A 24,626-nucleotide genomic window follows, 5' to 3' on the forward strand; every position below is an offset into this window, starting at 1 on the left:
CCGCGCCCCCCCTGGAAGATCCGAGCTTCAAGGCGAACCTCGGATCTTCCAACTTGTTGAAGCCGGAGCGGATCGCGATCCGCCCCGGGGGCGCGCGGCGCTGGCCCTTACTTGCCCATTTCCTTATGGACGGCGGCCTTCGCCTCCACGAGGTTCAGCTTCTGGTAGGCGGCCTCGCCGGCCTTGCGGAAGGCCGCGAGGTCGACGTCCTCGACCACGGTCATGCCGCGCTGCTTGAGCTGGTCCTTGATGGCCACCGCGGACTCGGCGATCTTCTTCGAGGTCTCCTGGCCGGCCTTGCGGCACTCCTCGACCAGCGCCGTCTGGTACTCCTTGGGCAGCTTGTCGAAGAACTTGGCGCTGACCACCTCGAAGTTGACCAGCAGGATGTGCTTGGTCTCGTTGGCGTACTTCAGCACCTCGTAGAAGCGCCCGCCGGGGATGTTGGCGTAGACCAGCTCGACGCCGTCGATCGCCCGCTGCTGCAGGGCCGGGTACATCTCGCCGAAGGCCATGGCGACCGGCGAGGCGCCGAGCGCACGGATCGACTCCTGCCAGATCGGCGCCGGGGGCGTGCGCACGCGCTGGCCCTTCAGGTCGTCCGGGGTCTTCACGGGCTTGTTGGTGAAGAACTGGCGGAAGCCCTGCACCCAGTCGAAGCAGACGATGCGCAGGCCGTGCTTCTCGGCGAGCTCGCTCTCCCACTTCTTCATGGTCGGCGAGTCGGCGAGCTTGCTGACGTCCTCGAGGGATTCGAGGAAGTAGGGGCCATTGACCACCGCCAGGCCGGGCACGTAGGTGCCCAGGCGCGCGGCGTCGGTGTTCTGGCCGACATTGGCGCCCTGGCGCATCTGCTCGATGATGTCCTCCTCGACGCCGAGCTGGGCGCTGTGGAAGATCTGCAGCTTCAGCCCGCCGTTGGTGCGCTCCTCGACGCGCTTGGCCCAGGCCTGGAAGCCCTCGTGGAACGGCTCCGTCGGGGCGAGCACGTGGTTGAGGCGAAGCGTGAACTTCTCCTGCGCCTGCGCAGCCGTGCTGCCCAGCGCGGCCAAGCCCAGAACGGCGCAGAAGGACGCCAGCGTCTTCTTGAAGGACTTCACTTGATCGGATCCTCGGAGGTGATGGTGGGGTCTGCGATGCGGTAGGGTCGCAGGGTTCGGGGCGAGGTCGCCGATGCCGGCGCCTCGCCTTCTTCTGTGTCCGGCGGCGCCGCGGCCTCAGGCCGAGCGGATCTGCCGGAGCACGGTCTCGATGTCGTGCCGGAGCGTTTCAGCCTGCTGCGAGACCTCCGCCGAGGCGCCGAGCACCTGGGAGGCGGCCGTGCCGGTCCGGGCCGTCGCCGAGGACACCGTCTCCATGCTGGAGAACAGCGCGCTTGTGCCCGCCGCCGCCTGCTCGACGTTGCGGGCGATCTCGCGGGTTCCCGCCTCCTGCTGCTCGACCGCCGCCGCGATGCCGGCGGAGATCTCGTTCAGCGAGGCGATTGTGTTCGCGATCCGGCGGATCGCATTCGCCGCCTCGGTCGTGACGGACTGGATCGAGCCGATCTGCTGGGCGATCTGTTCGGTCGCGCTCGCCGTCTGGTTCGCGAGGTTCTTCACCTCGCTTGCCACCACCGCGAAGCCCTTGCCTGCCTCGCCGGCGCGGGCGGCCTCGATGGTGGCGTTCAGCGCCAGCAGGTTCGTCTGGCTCGCGATGTCCTGGATGAGCTGGACGACCATCCCGATCTCGGTCGCGGCGCTCTGCAGCGTCTGGACGGTCTGGTCGGTGCGCTTCGCCTCCTCGGCGGCCTGGCCGGTGAAGCGCGAGCTGTCCGCCATCTGGCGCCCGATTTCCGCGATCGAGGCCGAGAGCTCCTGCGCGGCGGCCGAGATCGTCTCGACATTCCCGCGGGTTTGGTCGGCCGTGGCCGCGGCGCCAGAGACCTCCGACTGGTTCTGCGCGGCGGACTGGGTCATCTCCCCGGCCATTCCGTGCATCTCCTCCGCGCGGGCCGAGAGCGTTCCGACGACCTGCTTGATGGTGCGCTCCAGGTCGTCGGCGAGCCCCAGCATGCTGGCGCGGCGCTCCTCGGCGGCGCGGGTGCGCTCGGCCTCGGCGCGGGCGTTCGCGCCCTCGACCTCGCGGGCAGTGTCGCGGAACACCACGAGCGCCTGCGCCATGTCGGCGATCTCGTCCCTGCCCCCGGCCTTGATGGGATGGTCGAGGTTGCCGGCGGCGATGACGCGCATGGCCTCGGCCAGCGCGACCAGGCGCGCGACGATGTGCCGGCCGACGACGAGCCAGACGATCAGGGCCGAAGCGATCACGCTGAAGACCGCAAGCCCGGTCAGCAGGGCGCGGCCCTGGCCGACCGCGGCCCCCGCGGCGCTGCCAGCGCGCGTGGCCCGCTCGCCCGCCGTCTGCACCAGCATCGCCGCGGCCTCGCTCAGGCGGGACGCCGACAGGGCGTTGGCCTCCAGCAGCGCGGCGCCGTCACGCGCGGCCTCCAGCACCGCGCGCCGGACCGCGAAGACGCCGGCATCGCCAGCGCCGTACGCCAGGAGCGCCCGCGCGCCCTCGGCAAGCGGGGCGTTGCCGGCGGCGATGGCCTCGACGCGCTTCTCGTATTCCGAACGGCTGGCCTCGAAAGCCTGCTGGAGCCCGTCCACCGCGGCGAGGCTCGAGGCCATTCCGGCTTGGTTGATCTCGCCCGCCAGCAGGTTGCTGAAGGCCGCCAGCTCGAGCAGGGTGCGCAGGGAGGCAAGGTCCCGCGTCACGTCGCCCAGCTTGTCCGAGGCCTCCATCTTCAGATCGACGGTCGAGAGCTTGAAGGCGCCTCGGGTCATGCGCAGGATGCGCTCCGTCGTGCCCTGGAGCGGCTGGTCGAGCTCGACCGCCTTCTGCACGGCATCCGCGATGCGCGCCGACAGCGCGGCCCGTTCCTGCGCGGAGGTGCCGGCCGACAGGGCCTGGCGCTTCCACTCGAACGCGTCGGTCGGCTGCATGCCGAGCTTCATCAGGCTCTCGACCTGGGCGCCGAGCTGCTCCCATTCGCTGTTCGAGAACCGCTTCGCGCCGGCGACCGCCGCGGGGATGCCGCCGCTGAACGCGCCCATCAGCCGGTTGACCGTGTCGACATCGGAGGCCTGGGGCAGGTTGCGGATCGAATCCACCATGGCCCTGAGCGCCAGCCTTGTCTCGTAGACCGCGATGAGATCGGCGCTCGCCTGCGTATCCAGGCGGTCGGCGGTGGTCGTGATCACGCTGTCGAGCTGGCCCGTCGAGTTGCCGAGCGCCGCCGTCTTCTGCTCCACCGCGGGCTCGACCATGGCCCGGAGCTTTTGATGCGCATCGTTCAGCCCGGCCAGGATGCCCGCGCCGCGCGCATCGGCCTCCAGGCCGGCCTGCACCGAGCGGTCCAGGCTCGCGAGGTTCCCGAACATCGCCTGCGCCTCGGACTTGATCCTGTCGAGGACCTGCTGCGGCGCTCCGAGCTGCTCCGCCTTGGCGATCAGCTCGTTGAGGTGGTTCTGGTTGCGCTGCAGGTCGCCCTTCAGCGTCCCGCGCCGCTCCTGCGAATCGGCCGCAGCCAGGGCCGGCGCCACGGCGACGATCCGCGCGCTTTCCGCGGCCAGCCCGTGGGCGGCCGAGAGGCTCGGAATGCTGTCGTCGATGACCTGCGTCAGCGCATCGTCGATGGTGTCGAAGGAGAGCCAGCCCACACCGGCGCCAAGCACCGCGAAGGCCGAGATCGTGCTGACCGAAAGCAGAAGCTTCCGCCCGATGCCGAATGCCGCGCCCGGAATGGCGGGACGGCCGCCGTCGATGGTGGTGCCGCTCATTGCCCCTTTGCCTTCCTTGAAGAACTTCGCCATCGGCGCGACCGCCTCCCCTGAAGACGGAACGACACCGGCATCACCCAGGCGTTGTGCGGCAAGATTTTTAAAAAATTGTCAAAGGTAAAAATGAACAGATTTACGCTCTATTATCCAATACCGAGAGCATAGCATTCGAAGATCGATTGCTTCCTTTGCGAACAGGATAGCGATCGGTGACGGCCGTGGCCCGCAGCCGCCCGTCGAGTTGGCCGAACCTTCGGCGGGCCATCCAAGGCCGAGCGTGTCGATGCACTGCGCCGCAGGGTTTGCGACGGCAGGATCGTTCCTTAATCGCAACGACCTGCCTTGCCAAACAAAGTGCGGTCGGCTAAGCCGCGGCATTCGAACATTTGGAGAACGCCGATCTTGCTCGACCACCCTGATCTAGCCGCCGGATCTCCGGTTCCGGTCCGGTACACCGAAGCCTTTCCGGCTGCGCTGCCGGACGAAACTGCCGAAATCCCCTCGCTGGTGCGTCCTGACCCGGAGAATGCCTTCGCCGTTCGGGCAAGAGCCGATGGGCCCTGCGGTATACGCGCCGGGGACGTCATCGTGGCCGATCGGTCGCTCTCGGCGAAGCCGGGAGCCCTTGTGGTGACCGATATCGGACATGCGCTCCGCGTCTCGGAGCATCCCGCCGAGGGTGTCCGCATGGGCATCGTGCGCGCGATCTTGAGGCGCAGGGGCTGAGGCTCGGCCCTTCACAGCCGACAGTTGGGGATCGACAAGGAAGCCGTGACGATCATGTGACAGGCGGCAGTGAGCAGGTTGAAGCGATGCAGCGCGCCCCCAAATTCACGTTGTCGGGCGCTGGGCGCCCGGCGTTTAGCCTCCCTGTTCAACTCCGGCCGCGCCAGTGAGGCAGCGGCCTTTTTCTTTGGTCGCTGCCGGGATCGGATCTTCCGAGCCGGACTGCAGCGCCAACCATCCGGGCTGCAAGTGCCTGGTCATTCCGAAGCAGAGGGCATCCGGGGCCGGCCTGCCGGCGACCGCGGCGGCGATCGCCAACGACGTGGCGCAGGGGCTTTCGAGCGGATTGCAGCGCGTCGTTGCAGGCCCGCCGCGCCCGCCCGCTCAGGCGCCGGGGCGCTCGAAGATCACTGAGCGGTCGATCTCCGCCAGGCTGGCCCGTCCGGTCAGGGCCATGGCGACCTCGAACTCGGTCTGCAGGATGGTCAGCATGTGCGCGACGCCCACCGCGCCGCCGACCGCAAGGGCGTGCAGGACCGGCTGCCCGACCAGCACGGCGGCGGCGCCGAGGGCGATCGCCTTGAGGATGTCCGTGCCGCGGCGGATGCCGCCATCCATCACGACGGGCGGGCGTCCGGCGGCCCTTTCGGCGACCAGCGGCAGGACGCCGATCCGGGGCTGCCGGGAAGGGTCGGCACGAAGTCGTCGGGCTCCATGCCCGCCAGGTTGGCCGCCGAGATTCCATCGGGCAGGCGGAAGCCCGCGCGCTGCTCCATGCTGCGGATCCCGTTGACCGGCGCATCGACCGTCAGCACCAGGGCCCTGTAGCCCGGCGCCAGGGCCCAAGCCTCGATCCTGTTCAGCCGGGCCCCCTGCGCGGCGCGGTAGCGAGCGAGAAACGCGGCCGAATACGGCGGTCCGTTGGCCGGGCTCGAACATGTTCAGCGCGGGATCGGCGGCGACGGGATCGCTCTCGTCGATCACCGAGGGATCGATCCAGAACCGCATGAGGCTGCATAGCCTTCCGAATCGAGTGCTTCGCAACGGCTCGAAATGACGGTATCAATTTGATTAGCCAACAAACTACCCCCTCAAGGGGGATAATGTTCCCGGACCAAACAAATGAAGTTGCGGTGTCGACAGGACGGGAGCGGTCGGTCCAGACCTACATAGCCCTCGCGGTGGACGCGATCGGCACCACCCGGTTCGAGGAGGCCTTCATGGCCGCCATCAACCATCTGGTGCTGGTCGACCACTGCACGCTGAACAGCTACAGCGAGGACGAGGGCCTGACCTCCGTCGTGGTGGCCAGCCGCATCGACACCGCGACCGCCCGGTCGGTCACCCGCGCCTATGTCGACGGAGGCTATGAGCTCGACCCGAACTTCCCGGACCTGCGCCGCTATGTCAGGACCCGGCGCGTGATCATTCGAGCGCACGATCCGCGGCGCATCCAGTCCAAGGCCTACCGGGACCGCTTCTACAGCGGCGTCGACGTCGTCGATAAGATCGCCCTGATCTGGTACGCGGACTTCAAGGCCTACAACCTGAATCTGTACCGGACCAGCGCCTCGGGCCCCTATATGCCGGCCGAGAAGGCCATCGTGATCGAATGGGGCGAGGTCATTGCCAGCATCGCACGGCAGCACTGTCAGCACTTCCTGGTCCAGAAGGACCTCTCGACCGGCAACATGCTCGCCTTTCTCGAGCGTCTCGCCACCGCCGCCAAGATTCCCCTGACCCGGCGCGAACTCGACGTCTGCTCCCGGATCGCGCTCGGATACCGCATGGAGGGAATCGCGGCCGATCTCGGCATCGGCTTCGAGAGCGCGGTCAGCTACCGGAAGGCCGCCTACCGCAAGCTCGGCATCTCCTCTCAAGGCGAATTGTTCGGCCTGTGCCTGCGAAACCTCCACCAGTTCGTCCGCAGATGACCGGCGGCTGCGGAGGCTGGCGGAAGCGGGCCTTCGCCTCGTCCGTTCCCCCTTTTCGGGGGAGCGACGCTCGACATCGGGACTGGTAGCCTCACTGATAATTTGCGGGCGAACAATCAGCCCGAGGACGGGAGGAAACTAGATGTCGAAGCCCTTCGCCTCGACGGCCGACACGGTCAAGCCGCGCCTCGAAGCCGTGCGCCTGTCGGACAATGTCTATGCCTTCGTCAGCGGCATCGACCCGACGAACGGGCTCGTGGTCGGGAAGGACTGCTGCGTGGTCGTGGACACCCGCGCGACGCCCAGGCTGGCGCGGGAACTGATCGCGGCGATCCGGGAAATCACCGACAAGCCGATCCGCTACGTGGCGCTGACCCATTACCACGCGGTCCGCACCATGGGCTTCGGCGCCTTCGACCAAGGCTGCGAGGTGATCGCGAGCGCCGGCACGCGCGAGCTGATCATGGAACGCGGCCAGGAAGACTTCGAGAGCGAGGCGCGCCGGTTCCCGCGCCTGTTCGAAGGCGTCGAGGAGATCACCGGGCTGACCTGGCCGCTGATCACCTTTCCGGAGCGCATGAGTCTCTGGCTTGGGAACACCGAGGTTCAGCTGATCAGCGCGGGCCGAGCCCACACGGCCGGCGACACGCTGGTCTGGCTGCCGCGCGAAGGTGTGTTGTGGGGCGGCGACGTGACCGACAACCACACCATCCCCTACATGGGCGACAGCTATCCCGGTTCCTGGCCGACGGTGCTGGACACGGTGCGTGCGATCCGGCCCAAGGTGCTGGTGCCGGGACGGAACGGCGTCGTCAGCGAGCCCCGGGAGATCGGCCGCGTCCTCGACGAGACCCGCTCCTATGTCGAGACGATCACCGACGCAGCCGGCGCCGCGGTGGCGGCGGGCGAGCCGCTCAAGGCCGCCGCTGCACGGATCCGCGCGGCCTTGACGCCAAGCTTCGGCGACTGGCCGCTCTTCGAGCACTGCCTGCCCTTCAACGTGGTCCGGGCCGTCGATTTCGTGTCCGGCATCCAGCATCCGCGAATCTGGACGGCCGAGCGCGATGCGGCGATGTGGAACGAGTTGCAGGGGGATTGAGATGCATTCTCCGGCCGAGCGACTGAAACGCGCCGAGGAGGCATTCTTCCGGCCCTTCGCCTGGGCCTCGGCCGCGCTGGTGCTGCCGCTGGTCGCGATCATCCTCGTCAGCGTCGTGACCTCCGCATTGCGGGTCAACACGCTTGCACGGTGGGAGACTCCGGTCCCGCTCTTCGGAACCGCGATCACGCTGAACAGCCTGATCGACCTCCAATGGTACCTCTTCGCCATCGGGGTCATGCTGGCGGCGGCTCCGGCCTGGTCCCGCGAGCAGCATGTGCGGGTGGACTTCATCTACGAGACGCTGCAGGCGCGGGCGCGGGCCGCGGTCAACCTGGTGGGCCACCTGGTCTTCGCGCTGCCGTTCCTCATCCTGTTGCTGCCGGCGACCTATCGGACGGCCATGACCTCCTACGTCCGCGGCGAGGGTTCCGCCCAGGGCGGGCTGATCCACACTTTCGTCGTCAAGGCCTTCATGCCCTTCGGCTTCTCGCTGCTGCTGGCCTTCGTGGCCGTGGACATCGTGCGGCAGGCGCTGATCGTCTTCACCCCCACGCGCAACGGTGGCGCAGGATCATGAGCGGCGAGTATCTCCTCCCCCTGGCAATGCTCGCCGCCATGCTCGGCGGCATCCTGATCGGCTATCCGGTCGCCCTCGTGCTGGGCGGGTCGGCGGCCGTGTTCCTGCTGTCCTCCGACCTGCCGGCCAGCTTCGTCAACCTCATGGCGTCGCGGATCTACGCCAATGCACTGGGCAACTGGCTGCTGGTCTGCATCCCGATGTTCGTGTTCATGGGCTTGGTCCTGGAACGCACGGGAACGGCCGTGCGCGCCCTGACCACGCTCCAGACCGCCATGGGGCGGATGCCGGGCGGCCTCGCGATCGCCGTGCTGATCGTCGGCACGCTGCTCGCGGCCGCCTCGGGCATCGTCGGGGCTTCGGTCGTGCTGCTCGGCACGCTGGCCGTGCCCCAGATGCGGGCGGCGGGTTATTCTCGGCCGCTCTCCGCAGGCATCGTCTGCGGCGCGGGGACGCTCGCGATCCTGATTCCCCCGTCGATCATGCTGGTCCTCTTTTCGGACCTTCTGAACGTCTCGGTCGGCGACCTGTTCGCGGGCGCGCTCGTGCCCGGGCTGATCCTGGCCGGCAGCTACGCCGTGCTGATCGCCGTATGGGCCTTGCTGGATCCCCGCGCCGCGCCGCGCAGCGCGTTGGGAGGCGTGAGCGCCGTTGCGATGCTCCGCGACACGCTCCCGCTTGCCCTCCTGATCTTCTGCGTGCTCGGCTCGATCCTCCTGGGCTACGCGACACCGACCGAGGCGAGCGCGCTCGGGGCGGTCGGCTCGCTCGTGATCGCGGCCTTCACCCGCACGCTGACGCCCAGGCTCCTCTACGAGACCACGCTGCAGACGGCGTATACGACCGCCATGGTCATGCTGGTCACGGTGGGCGCCACCTGCTTCAGCGCGGTCTTCCGGGGCGTCGGCGGCGAGGACATGATCCTCGATGGGCTGAAGTTCCTGCAGCTCGGCGCCTGGGGGACGTTGATGCTCCTGATGGCCGTCATCTTCGTTCTCGGCTGCTTTCTGGACTGGCTCGAGATTAGCCTGATCACCCTGCCGATCTTCGGCGCCGTCATCGGCAACCTCGACTTCGGCTTCGGCCTGTCGCAGCAGCAGACGCTGCTGTGGTTCGCGGTCCTGGTGGCGATCAATCTCCAGACCAGCTTCCTGTCGCCCCCTTTCGGCTTCTCGCTCTTCTACCTGCGGGCGGTCACGCGCGACGTCCTGTCGAACCGCGACATCTATCTCGGCATCGTCCCCTTCATCGCAATGCAGCTCGTGGTGCTGGGGCTGTTCATGATCTTTCCGGGCCTGATCGTCTGGCCCGTCAAATAGAACACCAAACAGAACAAGGGAAGGAGCACCATGAAGTTCAAACTCATCGCGGCGGCCCTGGCGTTCGCGTTCACCGTGTCGGGTGCCGCGGCGAAGGACTTGAACCTGCAGAGCGTGTTTCCCAACGGCCTGCCGGTGACGCACGACATCATGGACTTCTTCGTGAAGCGCACCGCGGCGGTCAGCGGCGGCACCCTGAACTTCAAGCCCTACGAGGCCGGCAAGCTGTCGCCGCCCTTCGAGGTCCTGGAGAACGTCGGCAACGGCTCGATCGACGCGGGCTGGTCCTATCCCGCCTATTGGGACCGCCAGATCCCGCTGGTCAACCTGCTGACGGGCGTGCCGTTCGGGCCCGGCGCCACCGAGTTCGTGACCTGGATCTACCGAGGTGGCGGGCTCGAGCTCTGGCAGGAGGCCTACGCCAAGTTCAATGTGAAGGTCTTCCCCTGCGGCACCTATGTATCCGAGGCGGGCGGCTGGTTCCGCAAGCCCATCGAGAAGCCCGAGGACTTCCAGGGGCTGAAGTTCCGGATGCCGGGGCTCGGCGGCAAGATCGTCGCCAAGCTCGGCGCGTCGCCGCAGCTGATCCCCGTCGGCGAGGTCTTCCTGGCCCTCGAGACCGGCCGGCTGGACGCGACCGAGATGGGCATTCCGGCGGTCGACACGCGCTTCGGCTTCGAGAAGGTCGCCAAGTACTACTACTTCCCGGGCTGGCACAACCCGGCGACCTTCGCCGAGCTGCTGATCAACAACGAGATCTGGGACAAGATGACGCCGGCCGAGAAGGCCAATGTGGAGACGACCTGCCTGGCCGCGAACCTGTTCGGCATCATGATGGGCGCCACCGTCCAGCACGATCCGATCGAGAAGTTCAAGGCTGCCGGCGTCAACGTCTTGCGCTTCCCCGAGCCCGTCCTCGCCGCGCTCAAGAAAGCCACGGCCGAGGTGATGGAGGAGGAGGCGAAGAAGGACCCGCTCTTCGCCCGCGGAGTGGAATCCCTCAGGAAGTTCCGGGCGGTCTACGGAGAGTACCAGACGCTCTCGACGATTCCCTGACGACGGATGCGGCGGGGCCGAAGCCCCGCCGCACCTGCGCCCTCCATCATCGATCCCGAGGTTTCGGCATGAATGGCTCTGCCATTGTGCGGTGCGACGTGCTGGTCGCAGGGTCCGGTGCCGGCGGCATGGCGGCGGCCGTCGCTGCCAGGCTGCACGGGCTCGACGTGATCGTGGCCGAGAAGGAAGCCCTGTTCGGCGGCACCACGGCCATCTCGGGCGGCGGGCTGTGGCTGCCCAACAGCTCGCTCGCCCGCGGCCTCGGCGCCGAGGACAGCCCCGAGGCGGTGCGGACCTATCTCGAGCACGAGGTCGGCAACCGGCTCGATGCCGACCTTGCCGATGCGTTCATTGCCGCTGCCCCCCGCATGGTCGATTTCTTCCAGTCGCGGACGGCGGTGCAGTTCCTCGCGGCCCCCGGTTTCCCCGACTACCATCCGACCGCGCCCGGCTCGCGGCCCGGCCGCACGCTGCGCGCGGCGCCCTACGATGCGCGCGCCCTGGGCCGCCAGATCGAGCTGCTGCGCCCGCCCCTACCCCAGATGACGGTTCTCGGCATGCTGGCCGTTTCGGGCGAGGAGGTCTTGCACTTCATGCGCGCGACCCGGTCGGCGGCTTCGGCCCTCTACGTGTCGCGCGTGGTCTCCCGCCATCTGCTCGATCTCGCGGTCAGGGGGCGTGGCACGCGCCTGACGAATGGCAACGCCCTGGCGGCCCGGCTGCTGCGGGCGGGGCTCGACGCCGGTGTGTCGCTCTGGAACTCCTCCGCGGTGGACGAGCTGATCACCGACGGCGGACGGGTCGTCGGCGCGGTCGTGCGACGGCCGGGCGGATCGGTCCGGGTCGAATGCCGGCGGGGGGTCGTCCTTGCCTGCGGCGGCTTTCCCGCCAATGACGAGATGCGGACGCGGATCTTTCCCCATCCCAGCGCCCGCGTCCGTCACTGGTGGCCGGGTCCGCCGGGCAACACGGGCGATGGGATCCGGCTCGGCGAGTCCGTCGGCGGGGCCATCCGCAACGATCACACCAACGTCGCGGCCTGGACCCCGTTCTCGCTGGTGCCGGTTGCCGGCGGCGGGGTCGCGCCCTTCCCGCATTTCGTCGACCGCGGCAAGCCCGGCATTATCGCCGTCGGCCCGGACGGACGGCGTTTCGTCAACGAATCCAATTCGTACCATGACGTGGTCGAGGCCCTGCTCGCCAGGTCCGGCGAGGGCTCCGACGTCCATGCCTTCATGATCGCCGACCGGCGGGCCATCCGCCGTTACGGTCTGGGCTTTGCCAAGCCGTTCCCGTTCCCGCTGCAACCCTATCTGCGGTCCGGCTATCTCGTCTCGGGGGCAAGCCTGCGCGAGCTGGCCGGGCGCCTGGGCATCGACGCCGATGCGCTGGAGGAGACGGTCCGACGGTTCAATGGCCATGCCCGGGACGGTGCGGACCCTGAATTCGGACGGGGGCAGAACGTCTACAACCGTTACATGGGCGATCCCTTCCACACGCCGAATCCCTGCCTCGCGCCGCTGGAGACGCCTCCCTTCTACGCGGTCCGGCTGGTTCCCGGGGAGCTCGCGACCTTCCCCGGCCTGGCCGTGGATCGCTTCGCACGGGTGGTCGACGGCCAGCGCAAGCCGATTGGCGGCCTCTATGCCGCGGGCAACGACATGGCGAGCATCATGGGCGGCGGGTATCCAGGGCCGGGGATCACGCTCGGTCCCGCAATGACCTTCGGCTACATCGCGGGCAACCACCTGGCCGGCATCGAGGAGCCGTGACGTCAGCCCGTGGGCCTGCCCGCTCAGGCGCCGGGGCGCTCGAAGATCACCGAGCGGTCGATCTCCGCGAGGTTGGCCCGTCCGGTCAGGGCCATGGCGACCTCGAACTCGGTCTGCAGGATGGTCAGCATGTGCGCGACGCACACCGCGCCGCCGACCGCAAGGGCGTGCAGGACCGGCTGCCCGACCAGCACGGCGGCGGCGCCGAGGGCGATCGCCTTGAGGATGTCCGTGCCGCGGCGGATGCCGCCATCCATCAGGACGGGCAGGCGTCCGGCGGCCCTTTCGGCGACCAGCGGCAGGACGTCGATCGAGGCCGGAAGGGTGTCGAGCGTCCGCCCGCCATGGTTCGAGACGATGATGCCGGCCGCGCCCGCCTCGACCGCGAGGTCGACGTCGTCGGGGTTCATGATGCCCTTGAGCAGAACGGGAAGGCGCGTCTGCGCGCACAGCCAGCGCACCCCGTCCCAGGTCGGGGCGCGGCGGAGCATGCCCTGGAAGACGGGGCTGCCGGGCCGGGCCGGCACGAAGCCGTCGGGCTCCATGCCCGCCAGGTTGACCGCCGAGATGCCGTCGGGCAGGCGGAAGCCGGCGCGCTGCTCCATGTTTCGGATCCCGTTGACCGGCGCATCGACCGTCAGCACCAGCGCCCTGTAGCCCGCCGCCTCGGCCCGGCGGACCATGGCCAGGGTCTCCTCGGGCCGGGGGCGGACATAGAGCTGGAACCACAGCGGGCCGCCGGCCCTCTCGGCGATGGCCTCGAGCGGGACGCTGGCCTGCGTGCTGACGGTCATCCAGGTCCGCGTCAGGGATGCGGCCTCGACCGTCGCCAGCTCGCCCTCCGGGTGGACCAGCCTGTGATAGGCCATGGGCGCCACGATGATCGGATGCTTCAGCGCCTCGCCCAGCAGCTGCGAGGCGGCGCTCGCCCGGGACAGGTCGCGCAGCGCGCGCGGCATCAGGCGCAGGCGGTCGAAGGCCTCGCGGTTGGCGCGCTGGGTGATGCCGTCCGCCCCGGCGCCCGCGATGTAGGCGCGGAGCGCGGGTTCGATCCGGGAGGCGAAGTGGCGCTCGTAGTCCGCCAGCGACACCGTGTCCGGGGGGACGATCACCGGCGGCCTTCCCGGCGCGCCAGCGCCGCGGCCTGCCGGGCCAGGTCCTGCAGCCGCGGGTCCGGATGCTCGGCCAGGGCCGCGGCCATGCTGCGGTAGAAATCCGGGAACCCGCTGTCCAGCCCCCGCCGGAACCAGGCGACGGCCTCGTCCAGCGCGCCGTCGCGGGTCGTGTCCAGGGCCAGCGTCCGGCCGTAGTTGAAGCAGCCCCAGCAGTCGCCCCCCTCGGCCGCGGCCTTGAAGAAGGCGAGCGCCGCCGCGGGATCGGGGGGCACGGCGCGCCCGCATTCGTGGAACAGCCCCAGCATGTTCAGCGCCTTCACATGGCCCCTGCGGGCGGCCGCCGCGTAGAGCCGGTAGGCCGCCTCGTCGTCGGCCGGCACGCCCTCGCCGCGGCAGTAGAGGTCGCCCAGGTTGAACAGGGCCCAGACATCGCCGAGATCGGCGGCCTTCAGGTAATAGGCGGACGCCGTCCGCGGATCGGGCGCGACGCCCCAGCCGCGCTCGTAGCAGCGCCCGATCATGTTGATGGCCCGCGCATCGCCGCTGCGCGCGGCGATGCGGAACCATTCGAGCGCCCGCGCCTGCTCCGGGCCGCCGCGGTCGAGGCAGAGCTGCCCGAGCGCGAGCTGCACGTCGATTATGTCCGGGGTGGCCCCGTCCTGCCCGGCGGAGCGCGGGCCAGGCCTGCCGGCGTCCATCACACCTCCGCCGAGCGGCGAAGAAGGTTGTGATAGTGGTTCACCAGGGAGAGAACGGCCTGGTTTCCGTCCCCGAGCTCCTGGCGCAGCGCGATGATCGCCATGTCCAGCTCGTAGAGCATGGTCCGCAGCCCGTCGTCCCGGACCAGGGACTGCGTGAAGAAGAAGGATGCCCAGCGGCTCCCGCGCGTCACCGGGCTGACCTGGTGCAGGCTGCTGGACGGATAGACCACCGCATGCCCCGCCGGCAGCTTGACCGACTTCGTCCCGTAGCTGTCCGCGACGATCAGCTCGCCGCCGTCGTACTCGTCGGGATCGTTGAGGAAGATCGTGGTGGAGACGTCGGCCCGCATGCGCATGCCGCCCGAGCCGGGGATCGTGCGGATGCTGTTGTCGACGTGGAAGCCATAGATCATGCCCTGGTCGTACCGGTTGAACATCGGCGGCAGCACGCGCAGCGGCAGGGCCGCCGAGTTGAAGGCTGGGCTGCGGGCCAGCGCGCGCAGGATCAGCGTGCCGAGCTCACGGGCGGTGTCGCTTTCCTCGGGGATCTGGAGGTTCAGCTTGGCCCGGGCGGCCTGGTCGCCCGCGGTGACGCGGCCGTCGACCCAGGGAGAGGCCTCCAGCACCGCCCGGCAATGGGCGACCTCGTCGGCGGTGAGAATGTCCGGGATCTGCAGCAGCACGGCACGCGCCCTCGTCGATGGAAACGGCCGGGCCGCCCTGGGGACGGCCCGGCCTGCGGATCAGAACCTGGCCCCCGCCGTCACCAGGAAGGTCCGCCCCGAAGCGGGGACGGCGCGGACGGCATTGAAGGCCGAGCTGTAGTTGCGGTGATCGGTCAAGTTGTAGCCGTTGAGCGCCAGCGAGAAATCCTCGAACTCGTATGACACCACGGCATCCAGCGAGTAGGTGTAGGGCACGCGCCCCGTGTTCGCGCTGTCCGCCCAGTAAGCCGATGCGTACTGGAGGCCGCCGCCGGCCAGCAGCGAGCCGGGAAGACCGGTCTCGAACTCGTAGGTCGTCCAGAGGGTCACGTTGTGGGTCGGCACGCCGGGTGCGTCGTTCCCGATGACCGCCGGGTTGGTCTCGGACTCCCTTACCTCGCCGTCGAGATAGGCGTAGCTGGTGTAGACGCTCCAGGCCTGGGTCAGCTTGCCGCTGACGCCGGCCTCGAAGCCCCGGATGCGGGTGCCCAGGCCGGCCTCGGCAAAGCCTTCGGTGACCGTACCCGTCGCCGGGTCCACGGAGTAGGTGTTGCTCTTGTCGATCTGGAACACGGCGCCGTTGACGCCCAGCCGGCCGTCGAGGAAATCGGCCTTTCCGCCGATCTCGTAGAGGTCGCTCTTCTCGGGCTCGAAACGGCGCGCGGAGTTCGGCGTCTCGGCCGTGCCGTTGGTGACCGCCGCGGCGATGTCGGTGCCGATGGGCTTGTTGGACCGGGAATAGGAGACATAGACCGAGCTCTGCTCGGTCGGCTCGTAGATCAGGCTCAGCGACGGGCTCCAGGTCCGCTCGGTGGCCTTGCCGCTGGCGACCGTGGGGTTGTCGGATTCGAATTTCGTGAGGAAGTAGTCCCAGCGCAGCCCCCCCTTAACCGAGAGCTGGTCCAGCAGCCAGACGCGGTCGGTCGCGAAGAGGCCGGTGTTGAAGACGCTGGCATCGCGCCCGCCCTCGGCGGGATAGGCGATCGAGGCGTTGGCGGGATAGGTGTGGCCGGGATTCACCACGGTCTGGTTGTTGACGCGGTTGATCCAGGTGCCGACCTGCCTCTTGTCCTTCTGGTAGTTGAGGTCGAGCCCGCCATTCGCCTTGTGACGCAGGCCGAACAGCTCGCCCTCGGCCTTGGCGCCGGCGACGTTCTGCACGCCCCATCCGTCCTGCTTGTAGGCCATGCCGCCACCGGCGCCGTAGGACAGCGGCGGGTTGCCGCCATTCAGGAAGAGGTCGGCGGCGGCACCGGTCAGCGCCGCGGGGTTGGTGGCCGCGAAGTCTCGCTCGTAATGGCTCCACCGCGCATCGTCGTAGAAGGACAGGCCGCTGCCCGCCTCGTGCGAGAAGCTCGAGGTCACGACGTGGTTCTCCGTGTCGTCGCGGTCGAGATTGCGGATGTAGGAGGTCGACCGGTCCAGCCCGAACTCCGCCGCGGGACGGAAGATGCCGTCGCGCCCACGGACCATCGGCTGGCCCATGTCGGGATCCTTCTCGCCCTTCAGGAAGGAATAGTTGAGGTGCCAGGTCGTCGGGGTGCCGAGGCCGAGGCCGAGGTCGACGGCCACGCCCTTGCGCTCCGCCTCGGCCTCGTCCCGGTCGGCGATGTCCTGGTCGTGATAGAGGCCGTTCACCCGGACGGCGGCCGAGTCGGTGATCGGCTGATTGATGTCGACCGTGGTCCGGAAGGTGGGCCCGGATCCGACGGACTGCTGAACCTCGTTCCGCGGCTGCAGCCTCGCCTTCTTGGTGCTCTGGTTGATCACGCCGCCGGTGTTTCCGACGCCGAAGCCCTCTCCCGACGGTCCCTTGATGACCTGGACGCTCTCCGTGTTGAAGACGTCATGCGTGTAGACGCCGAAATCCCTCAGACCGTCCGTGTAGATGTCGCCGCGCGCCGACAGGCCGCGGATGCGGAATTGGTCGCCCTGCTGCCCGCCGTTGCCCTCGCCGGTCGAGACGGTGATGCCGGGAACATTCCGCAGGACCTGCTCGAGCGAGGTGGCGCGCTGCTGCTCGATGATCTCTTCCGGCACGACGTTGATGACACGGGGCGTCTCCCGCACCGTCTCGGGCAGGCGGGAGATGCCGGTGGGTGCGGCGTTGACATTGCCGGACTGCTGGGCGCCGTCGACATTGACCCGAAGCTGGTCGAGGACGACCGCCTCGCCGGCCGACGCACCCGGTGCCTGCCCGGTCCCGGGGCCCGCCGTCTGCGCGTCCGCCGGCGTCGGGATCGCGGAGAAGGTCATGGCCAGGCTCGTCGTCGCGGCGGCACCCGTGATGATGGGCTTGAGGCAGGTCGAGGCGTTGGTCTGTGGCATCGAGGTCTCCCGGGAGATGCGCCGCGCCGGCGCGACAATCGGCGTGCGTATCTACCAAGGCGGGGAGACCGCCCATCAACACCGCAAGTTCAGAATAATTCTAAATTGCAGAAAGCGCCGGTTGGTCGCCGGCACCCACGTGGGGCCCGCAAAGAAGCGCGAACGCGCCGACGACCCAATGCCTGGGTACTCGCCAGCGCGGAACGCCCGGATTTCATGTTGCACCTCAACATGTTAGGCGCTGCGTAGCACGTCCTTCCGCGCTGTGCTCCGGGCGCCCCATCGCACCAAATGCCGATAGCGGCCCCTGCTATTGATAATGATTTGCAACCCTGATGCCTGTTTCGCGAATGTGTCGGCGCAGCCGCGTCGCGCGTCGCGCAGCCGGGCCTCAGCGCGAATGCCTGGTCTTCCAGAGCTTCTCGGCCCGGTCCAGTGCCTCGTCGAAGCTCGTCCCGGCGGCGCCCGGCATCGAGAAGAGCGCGAAGGCGGCAGTGCCGATGATGATCCGCTCGGCCCGGGCGTCGCGGATCCCGCCGGTCCAGACGCCCTGCCAGTACTCGATGCTGGTGCCGCGCGGCCGCGGCGTGGCCGGAGGCTCGTCGCTGCGCGCCGGAAGCACGAGATCCTCGGCCTCGCCATCCACGAGGCGGTGGACGGGGCTGGCCCGGAAGGGGGTGAACTGCGCGACGTCGCGGACGCTGCCCAGCACCGCCATGTCCCTCCAGCCCAGGATCCTCGCGGCGTCGCGATGGATCTCCCGGTGCGAGGACTTCGCCACGCCGAGCAGGCTGGTCCGGCCGCCCGCGGGCCTGAGCAGGTGGACCGCCTCGAACACGGCCGAGCGGGTCTGCGTCAGCCGGTGAAGGCCCAGGAGCCGGTAGATCTGCGGCGCCAGGGCGGCCAGGGGAACATAGGCGATGCCGTTCCCGGCCAGTGCCGACGAGACCTCCTCCGCGCTCGTGCAGACGGGAACCCCGAGGGCTCCGGCGATGACTTGGTAGCGCCCCGCGACGGCACCGGTTCCCGTGCTGCCGTGCAGTGCGACCTTGAACCCGGCCTGCGCCACCAGAAGCGCCGCGTGGAAGAACCACGGCGGATTGTGATAGTTCGGCGAGGTGTAGCAGGGCCAGTCCACATCCGCCTGCACCGTCCGGCCGAACCCGGCGGCGACATGGCCCTGCATGGCGCGCACGAAGCCCGCGAGTTCGGGCGCGGTCGCCCCGCGCACGCACATCATGCCGAGCAGCGCCCCGATCTGCACGGGATCCGCCTCGCCCGCCAGGACGAGCGCCATCGCCTCCTCGGCCTCGTCGGCGGTGAGGGGCCGCCCGTGCCCTCCCCCGGCGATCCCGAGCACGCCGATGTGGCGGGCCAGCCTCTCCTGCGCCTGCGCGCCCCTGCCGATCCGGTCCAGCTTCGCGGCCAGCTCCTGTGGCGAAGGCTCCCCTTCCAGCAGCCCGGACGGGCGGAAGGCCAGCGGCGGAGCGGCGATGCCGCTCGGCACGTTCCACCGCGGGTCGAACGGCGATTCCTGGGCAGAGCCGAGCACATGGGGCTCGAACAGCGCGTCGATCTCGGCGGCGAGGGCCTGGATCCTGGGGCGCACCGCCTCGGCGAAGGGGGTCGGGACAAGGCCGCGCCCGGACCGGATGAACAGCGGGTCCCCGAGCTCCTCCCGCAGCTGGCCGAGGAGCCGGCTGAGCGCCGGGGTCTGGAGACCGAGCTGCCTGGCGGCCAGGGTGACGTTCCGCTTCGCGAGCAGCGCGTCGAAGGCGATGACCAGGCGTCCCCGCGTCAGCTTGTCGCTCATCCTCCGCGATTCCCGCGCAGCCGCGCCTGCCAAGGCGTCGAGGCCTGCCATACTGCCCATGATACATCCCCGGCTGGATAGCGGTCGCGGAGGGTGATCCTGCATCGTTATCGACAGTGAGATGCAATCGCAACACCCGCGGGCAACCAGGGGCTTGGCCGCGGCTCGCGCGCGGGTTCCCGCTGCCCGGAAGGATCCGCAAGGGAAAATTGCTGGTATCCCCCGCTGTCCATACGGCTGATTGACAGTGCGCAAAGCCGATCGCCCATAATGAACGCAAGACGGCCGGGGTTGGCCACGAAGACTTGGGCAGGAGAACCCCGACGCCGAGAACCCGGAAACGAAAGAACCGGGATGCAAGGCGGTGGGCGGGAACGCGGCGCCGTCGCAAGGGGGGGATTCCATGGATCGCCGCAGGATCGGGACCACCCCGGTCGAGGTGACGGAGTTCGGTTTCGGCGGGGCCGCGATCGGCGGGCTGTACCGGCCGGCTTCCCGCGATGCCGCCATGGCTGCGCTGGATGCCGCCTGGGAGGCCGGCCTGCGCTGCTTCGACACTGCGCCCTTCTACGGGTTTGGCCTGTCCGAGCGGCGGATGGGCGACTTCCTGCGCGGCAAGCCGCGCGGTTCCTTCGTGCTGTCCACCAAGGTCGGCCGCCTGCTGCGCCCGGTGCCCGAGGACCAGGTGCCCGACCACGGCTACGCGGACCCGCTGCCTTTCGCGGTGGACTACGACTACGGCCATGACGGGGTGATGCGCTCTGTGGAGTTCAGCTTGGCGCGGCTCGGGCTCAACCGGGTCGACATCCTGCTGGTCCATGACATCGGTGCCTACACCCATGGCGAGGAGGCGCACCGGCGGCACTTCCGCGACCTCATGGACGGCGGGCTCAGGGCGCTCGAGCGGCTGAAGGCCGAAGGCACCATCGCGGCCTACGGCCTCGGCGTGAACGAGGTGCAGGTCTGCCTGGAGGTGCTGGCCCGGGCTCCGCTGGACTGCATCCTGCTGGCCGGGCGCTGCACGCTTCTCGATCGCTCGGCCGAGGCCGAGCTGATCCCCTTCTGCGAGGCCCGCGGGACGTCGCTGCTGATCGGGGGCGCGCTCAACTCCGGCATTCTCGCGACCGGCGCGGTGCCGGGCGCGCGCTTCGACTACCGCCCCGCGCCCGAGGCGGTGATGGAACGCGTGCGCGGCCTGGATGCGGCCGCCGCGCGCCACGGCATCCCCCTGGCCGCGGCGGCCCTGCGCTTCCCGCTGCGCCACCGGGCGGTCGCGAGCGTCCTGCTGGGCGCCGCCGACAAGGCCGAGCTGCGCCGAAGCCTCGACCTGCTGCACGTACCGGTGCCGGATGCGGCCTGGCCCGACTTCCACCGCCACGCGATCCGCTGAGGAGCCCCGGCCATGCTGCGCGGCGTTCATCCCCTACTCGGCCCGGACCTCCTGCACGCCCTGCGCAGCATGGGACATGGGGATGAGATCGTGATCGCCGACGGCAACTTCCCCGCGGCATTCCTGGGCCCGCGTGTCGTGCGGGCGGACGGGCTGACGGCGACCGCGGTGGCGGAGGCAATCCTGACCCACATGCCGCTGGACACCTTCGCGCCCGAGGCGGCCCTGCGCATGGAGGTGGTCGGCGACCCCGGCAGCGTCCCCGAGGTGTGCCGCGCTTTCGAGACGCTGATCGCCCGGCTGGCGGGGCCGTTCCCGCTGGCCGCACTGGAACGCTTCGCCTTCTACGAGCGCGCGCGCCGGGCCGCCGTGATCGTCGCGACCGGCGAGCCGCGGATCTACGCGAACCTGATCCTGAAGAAGGGCGTGCTGGAGGCCGGCGCGGCGCCGGCCCTGACGGAGGGGTGATGCCGCCCCACCCGCATCGCCATGCCGCAAGACGCGGCAATGGACATCGGAAGTGGACAGCGGAAGTGGACAGCAGAAGTGGACAAGGGCCGGGCGACCGCCGCCGCCGCCTCGCCCCGTCCGACGAGGACGGCTCAAAGACGGCGCGCATCAGGGAAGGAAGCAGCATGTCGCTCGATCCCCGTTCACCGGTGCTTTCCCCCAGGGTCGGCCCCAATGTCGGCACCAAGGTCCGGCGCCGCGCCCTCGGCGCGCTGGCGGGCCTGCTGGGGCTTGCCGCCGCCGGCTTCGCCCCGCCAGCCGCCGCGGCCGACACGATCCCCATCATCGTGAAGGACACGACGGCCCAGTACTGGCAGATCGTCCTGGCCGGGGCGCGCAAGGCGGCCAAGGACCTCGGCGTCAACGTCCCGGAGATGGGCGCCCAGAGCGAGGCCGACATCGCGGGCCAGATCTCGGCCCTGGAGAATGCGGTCGCATCCCGCCCCACGGCCATCGTGATCTCGCCGACCCAGTTCGCGGCGCTCGGGCCCCCGATCACGGAGGCGGCCAAGTCGGTCAAGATCATCGGCATCGATTCCGCCGCGGATTCCAAGGCCTTCACCTCGTTCCTGACGACCGACAACGTGCAGGGCGGCCGCCTCGCCGCCGACGCCCTGGCCGAGGCGGTGAAGGCGAAGACCGGCAAGGCCGAGGGGCCCGTCGCCCTGATCACCTCGCTCCCGGGCGTCGGGTCGCTGGACCAGCGGGCCAAGGGTTTCAAGGAGACGCTGGCGTCGAAGTATCCCGGGCTGAAGCTGGTGGCCGAGCGGGTCGCCGACGGCCAGCCGACCACGGGGCTGAACATCACCACCGACCTGCTGACGGCCAATCCGAACCTGGTGGGGATCTTCGCCTCGAACCTGACCATGGCGCAGGGGGCCGGGCAGGCCGTCGCGGAGCTGAAGCCCGAGAAGCTGAGCCTGATCGGCTTCGACAGCGATCCCAAGCTCGTGCAGTTCCTGAAGGACGGCGTGATCTCGGCGCTGATCGTGCAGGACCCCTTCCGCATGGGCTACGACGGGGTGAAGACCGCGCTGGCCGCCGCCAAGGGCGAGAAGGTGCCGGCGGACGTCGACACCGGCGTCAACCTGATCACCAAGGCCAATCTGGAGACGCCGCGCGCGCAGGAGCTGCTGAACCCGAAGCTGAACTGACGTGCCGCCGGCGGCGCCCCGCGCGGTGCCGCCGGTCCCTTTTCCGGCAATGCCTTCGCCGGCAGCTCCGCCGCCTCCGCGAGGTCACCCCATGCCCGATACCGCCGGCCCGGCCATGCCGCTGCTCGAGCTGCGCCAGGTCGACAAGCGCTTCACCGGCACCTACGCGCTGAAGCGGATCGACCTGGCCTTCAGGGCCGGCGAGATCCACGCCGTCGTCGGCGAGAACGGCGCCGGCAAGTCGACCATGATCAAGATCCTGACCGGCGCCTACCGGCGCAGCGGCGGGACGATTCTGTGGGAGGGCCGCGAGGTCGCGCTCGACACGCCCAGCGCCGCCCGGGCGCTCGGCATCGACGCCGTCCACCAGGAGGTCGTCCTGTGCCCGCACCTGACCGTCGCGGCCAACATGTTCCTCGGAGACGAGCGATCGGGCTACGGCCTGCTACGCGAGCGCGAGATGACCGCGCGCGCCCAGGCGGTGCTGGACGACATCGGCTTTCCCATCGACGCGGCGGCGGTGCTCGCGGACCTCACGATCGGGCAGCAGCAGCTCGTCGCCGCGGCCCGCGCCGCCATGCGCGGCACCCGCTTCCTGATCTTCGACGAACCCACGGCCTATCTGACGCGCCAGGAGACGCACCAGCTCTTCGCCCTGATCCGGCGCCTGCACGGCGAGGGCGTGACCATCGTCTACATCAGCCACCGGCTGGAGGAGATCTTCGAGCTGGCCCAGCGCGTCTCAGTCCTGCGCGACGGCAGCCTCGTCGCGACGCGCGCCGTCGCCGAGACGGACGAGCGCCAGCTGATCCGCGACATGGTCGCCCGCTCCATCGAGGAGATCCACTACAAGGAGGAGATCCCGAAGGGCCCGGCCCTGCTGGAGGTCGAGGGGCTGTCGGGCCCGGGATTCTCGGACGTCTCGCTCAGCGTGCATGCGGGCGAGGTCGTGGGGCTCTACGGGCTCGTCGGCGCCGGCCGGAGCGAGTTCGTACAGGCCGTCTTCGGCCGCCGGCGCAGGACGGCCGGGCGCATCCGCTTCAAGGGGCGGGAGGTGGAGATCCGCCGCGAGCGCGACGCCATCGACCTCGGCATCGCGCTGGTGCCCGAGAGCCGCCGCGACCAGGGCCTGTGCCTGAACCTGGAGGTCGGCCACAACCTGAACCTGCCGATCTTCCACCGGCTGGCGCCGCGCGGTCTCGTCGACGGCCGCGCCGAGGCGGAGGCAGCCCAGCGGCAGATCGACGACATGCGCATCGTGACGCAGTCGCACCGCGCCGAGGCGGCGACGCTGTCCGGCGGTAACCAGCAGAAGATCGTGATCGGCAAGTGGCTCAGCCACGGGGCCGAGCTCTTCATCTTCGACGAGCCGACGGTGGGCGTGGACGTCGGCACCAAGGTGGAGATCTACCGGACCTTCGCGAAGCTCCTGCGCGCGGGCGCGGGCATCATCCTGATCTCGTCCTACCTGCCCGAAGTGCACGATCTCTCGGACGAGCTCCACGTCTTCCACCGCGGGCGCGTGGTGGCGCGCCACCGCTCGCGCGAGGTCGACGCGGAAACCATCCTCAAGGAGGCCATCGGTGTCTGAGATCGCGAACAACGCGGGCGCCAACAGCGCGGGTCTGGCGGCCCCGGTGCGTCGGCGCCGGGGCTTCCGCTTCGGCCTGCTGCTGAACCTGACGCTGCTCGGCCTGCTCCTGCTGCTCTGGCTGCTGCTCGCCCTTTCCACGGACAATTTCGCGACCTACAGCAACATCAGCAACCTCGCGCGGCAGGCCTCGCTCTTCGCGATCATCGCGGTGGGCCAGACCTTCGTGATCATCACAGCGGGCATCGACCTGTCGGTGGGCGCGGTCGTCGGGCTCGCCTCGACGGTCGTGGCGATGCTGCTGGTCGGCGGGGTGCCGGTCTGGGCGGCGGTGGCGGTGACGCTCCTGATGGGCGTCGGGATCGGGCTGTTCCACGGCTTCGCCATCGTGCGGCTGCGCCTGCCGCCCTTCATCGTGACGCTGGCGACGCTGACGGCGCTACGCGGCATCGGCCTGCTGATGACCGGGGGGCAGACCATCGCCGGCATGCCGGCCGCCTTCGGCTCCTTCTCCAGGGAGTCCTTCCTGGGCGTGCCGAACCTGTTCTGGGTGGTGATCGCGGTCGCGATCCCCTGTTACGTGGTTCTGCACCACAGCCGCTGGGGCCGTCACCTCTACGCGGTTGGCAGCAACCAGGAGGCGGCGCGCCTGTCCGGCGTCAATGTCGGGCGGACCATCTACTTCGCCTATGTGGTCTCGGCCACGCTCGCGGCCCTGACCGGCATCCTGACGGCCTCGCGCATCGGCGTCGGGGTCGCGACCACCGGCGACGGTTGGGAGCTGCAGTCCATCGCCTCCTCGGTGATCGGGGGCGCCAGCCTGTTCGGCGCGGTCGGCAGCGTGATCGGCCCGCTGCTCGGCGCGGTCCTGCTGACCACCATCAACAACGGCGCCAACCTGCTGAACGTGAATCCCTTCTGGCAGCGCATCATCACCGGCGCGCTGATCATCGTGATCGTCTATTTCGACCAGCTCCGGCGGCGCCGGCGCTGATCATCCCGGACGGAGG

21 protein-coding genes are annotated in these 24,626 nt (G+C 69.4%); 12 read left to right on the forward strand and 9 right to left on the reverse strand.

Annotation, left to right across the window (positions count from 1 at the left end; all coding sequences use genetic code 11):
• Positions 1-107: 107 nt before the first annotated feature.
• A complete protein-coding gene (locus tag JUB13_RS24925) occupies positions 108-1,100 on the reverse strand; it encodes a C4-dicarboxylate TRAP transporter substrate-binding protein (protein ID WP_328703007.1) in 993 nt (330 codons plus the stop codon).
• Positions 1,101-1,217: 117 nt separating this feature from the next.
• The gene (locus JUB13_RS24930) at positions 1,218-3,857 is read right to left on the reverse strand and encodes a HAMP domain-containing methyl-accepting chemotaxis protein (RefSeq protein ID WP_207483893.1); all 2,640 of its coding nucleotides are present in this window, start codon (positions 3,855-3,857) and stop codon (positions 1,218-1,220) included.
• Positions 3,858-4,412: 555 nt separating this feature from the next.
• Here JUB13_RS24930 and JUB13_RS24935 point away from each other — a divergent pair.
• Entirely contained in the window at positions 4,413-4,550 is a 138-nt protein-coding gene (locus JUB13_RS24935) for a hypothetical protein (protein ID WP_207483895.1), read from the forward strand.
• 384 nt (positions 4,551-4,934) lie between these two features.
• Here JUB13_RS24935 and JUB13_RS24940 read toward each other — a convergent pair whose 3' ends face one another.
• The gene (locus JUB13_RS24940) at positions 4,935-5,222 is read right to left on the reverse strand and encodes an alpha-hydroxy-acid oxidizing protein (protein WP_328703011.1); all 288 of its coding nucleotides are present in this window, start codon (positions 5,220-5,222) and stop codon (positions 4,935-4,937) included.
• On the reverse strand, positions 5,168-5,365 hold the full coding sequence (locus JUB13_RS31580) for a hypothetical protein (protein WP_328703012.1): 198 nt from the start codon (positions 5,363-5,365) through the stop codon (positions 5,168-5,170). Before JUB13_RS31580 ends, JUB13_RS24940 begins: the two co-directional genes overlap by 55 nt.
• A 318-nt stretch (positions 5,366-5,683) precedes the next feature.
• Here JUB13_RS31580 and JUB13_RS32130 point away from each other — a divergent pair, with 318 nt between their 5' ends.
• The 6 genes from JUB13_RS32130 (at position 5,684) to JUB13_RS24970 (ending at position 12,310) form a co-directional block, all read left to right on the forward strand.
• A complete protein-coding gene (locus tag JUB13_RS32130) occupies positions 5,684-6,484 on the forward strand; it encodes a helix-turn-helix transcriptional regulator (protein WP_207483897.1) in 801 nt (266 codons plus the stop codon).
• A gap of 142 nt (positions 6,485-6,626) precedes the next feature.
• Positions 6,627-7,583 carry an MBL fold metallo-hydrolase gene (locus JUB13_RS24950; protein WP_207483899.1) on the forward strand — a complete coding sequence of 319 codons (957 nt, stop codon included), beginning with the start codon at positions 6,627-6,629 and terminating at the stop codon, positions 7,581-7,583.
• 1 nt (position 7,584) lies between these two features.
• The gene (locus JUB13_RS24955) at positions 7,585-8,163 is read left to right on the forward strand and encodes a TRAP transporter small permease subunit (protein WP_207483901.1); all 579 of its coding nucleotides are present in this window, start codon (positions 7,585-7,587) and stop codon (positions 8,161-8,163) included.
• On the forward strand, positions 8,160-9,482 hold the full coding sequence (locus JUB13_RS24960; RefSeq protein ID WP_207483903.1) for a TRAP transporter large permease: 1,323 nt from the start codon (positions 8,160-8,162) through the stop codon (positions 9,480-9,482). Before JUB13_RS24955 ends, JUB13_RS24960 begins: the two co-directional genes overlap by 4 nt.
• A gap of 30 nt (positions 9,483-9,512) precedes the next feature.
• Positions 9,513-10,538 carry a TRAP transporter substrate-binding protein gene (locus JUB13_RS24965; protein ID WP_207483905.1) on the forward strand — a complete coding sequence of 342 codons (1,026 nt, stop codon included), beginning with the start codon at positions 9,513-9,515 and terminating at the stop codon, positions 10,536-10,538.
• A gap of 68 nt (positions 10,539-10,606) precedes the next feature.
• Positions 10,607-12,310: an FAD-dependent oxidoreductase gene (locus tag JUB13_RS24970; protein WP_207483907.1), complete on the forward strand. Its 1,704-nt coding sequence runs from the start codon at positions 10,607-10,609 to the stop codon at positions 12,308-12,310.
• 23 nt (positions 12,311-12,333) lie between these two features.
• Here the strand turns inward: JUB13_RS24970 and JUB13_RS24975 are convergent, their stop codons facing one another.
• The 5 genes from JUB13_RS24975 to JUB13_RS24990 form a co-directional block, all read right to left on the reverse strand.
• A complete protein-coding gene (locus JUB13_RS24975) occupies positions 12,334-13,422 on the reverse strand; it encodes an alpha-hydroxy acid oxidase (RefSeq protein ID WP_328703008.1) in 1,089 nt (362 codons plus the stop codon).
• Positions 13,419-14,123, reverse strand: coding sequence for a tetratricopeptide repeat protein (locus JUB13_RS31590; protein WP_236025197.1), 705 nt, complete (start codon positions 14,121-14,123; stop codon positions 13,419-13,421). The genes JUB13_RS24975 and JUB13_RS31590 overlap by 4 nt, the downstream gene beginning before the upstream one ends.
• Positions 14,123-14,809, reverse strand: a complete 687-nt coding sequence (locus JUB13_RS24980; RefSeq protein WP_207483911.1) for a Fe2+-dependent dioxygenase — start codon at positions 14,807-14,809, stop codon at positions 14,123-14,125. The genes JUB13_RS31590 and JUB13_RS24980 overlap by 1 nt, the downstream gene beginning before the upstream one ends.
• A gap of 60 nt (positions 14,810-14,869) precedes the next feature.
• A complete protein-coding gene (locus JUB13_RS24985; protein WP_207483913.1) occupies positions 14,870-17,158 on the reverse strand; it encodes a TonB-dependent receptor in 2,289 nt (762 codons plus the stop codon).
• Positions 17,159-17,549: 391 nt separating this feature from the next.
• Positions 17,550-18,971 carry a glycosyl transferase family protein gene (locus JUB13_RS24990; protein WP_236025198.1) on the reverse strand — a complete coding sequence of 474 codons (1,422 nt, stop codon included), beginning with the start codon at positions 18,969-18,971 and terminating at the stop codon, positions 17,550-17,552.
• A 403-nt stretch (positions 18,972-19,374) separates the two neighbouring features.
• Between JUB13_RS24990 and JUB13_RS24995 the strand changes: the two genes are divergently transcribed.
• From JUB13_RS24995 to JUB13_RS25015, 5 genes are all read left to right on the forward strand, one after another.
• Positions 19,375-20,361 carry an aldo/keto reductase gene (locus tag JUB13_RS24995; RefSeq protein WP_207483917.1) on the forward strand — a complete coding sequence of 329 codons (987 nt, stop codon included), beginning with the start codon at positions 19,375-19,377 and terminating at the stop codon, positions 20,359-20,361.
• Positions 20,362-20,373: 12 nt separating this feature from the next.
• The gene (locus JUB13_RS25000; protein ID WP_207483919.1) at positions 20,374-20,829 is read left to right on the forward strand and encodes an RbsD/FucU family protein; all 456 of its coding nucleotides are present in this window, start codon (positions 20,374-20,376) and stop codon (positions 20,827-20,829) included.
• Between the two features lie 167 nt (positions 20,830-20,996).
• Positions 20,997-22,025: an ABC transporter substrate-binding protein gene (locus JUB13_RS25005; RefSeq protein WP_207483921.1), complete on the forward strand. Its 1,029-nt coding sequence runs from the start codon at positions 20,997-20,999 to the stop codon at positions 22,023-22,025.
• Between the two features lie 91 nt (positions 22,026-22,116).
• Positions 22,117-23,616, forward strand: a complete 1,500-nt coding sequence (locus tag JUB13_RS25010; RefSeq protein WP_207483923.1) for a sugar ABC transporter ATP-binding protein — start codon at positions 22,117-22,119, stop codon at positions 23,614-23,616.
• On the forward strand, positions 23,609-24,610 hold the full coding sequence (locus JUB13_RS25015) for an ABC transporter permease (protein WP_207483925.1): 1,002 nt from the start codon (positions 23,609-23,611) through the stop codon (positions 24,608-24,610). The genes JUB13_RS25010 and JUB13_RS25015 overlap by 8 nt, the downstream gene beginning before the upstream one ends.
• The last annotated feature ends 16 nt before the right edge of the window (positions 24,611-24,626 follow it).

It is taken from the genome of Arenibaculum pallidiluteum (assembly GCF_017355985.1).
GTDB classification, from domain to species: domain Bacteria; phylum Pseudomonadota; class Alphaproteobacteria; order Azospirillales; family Azospirillaceae; genus Arenibaculum; species Arenibaculum pallidiluteum.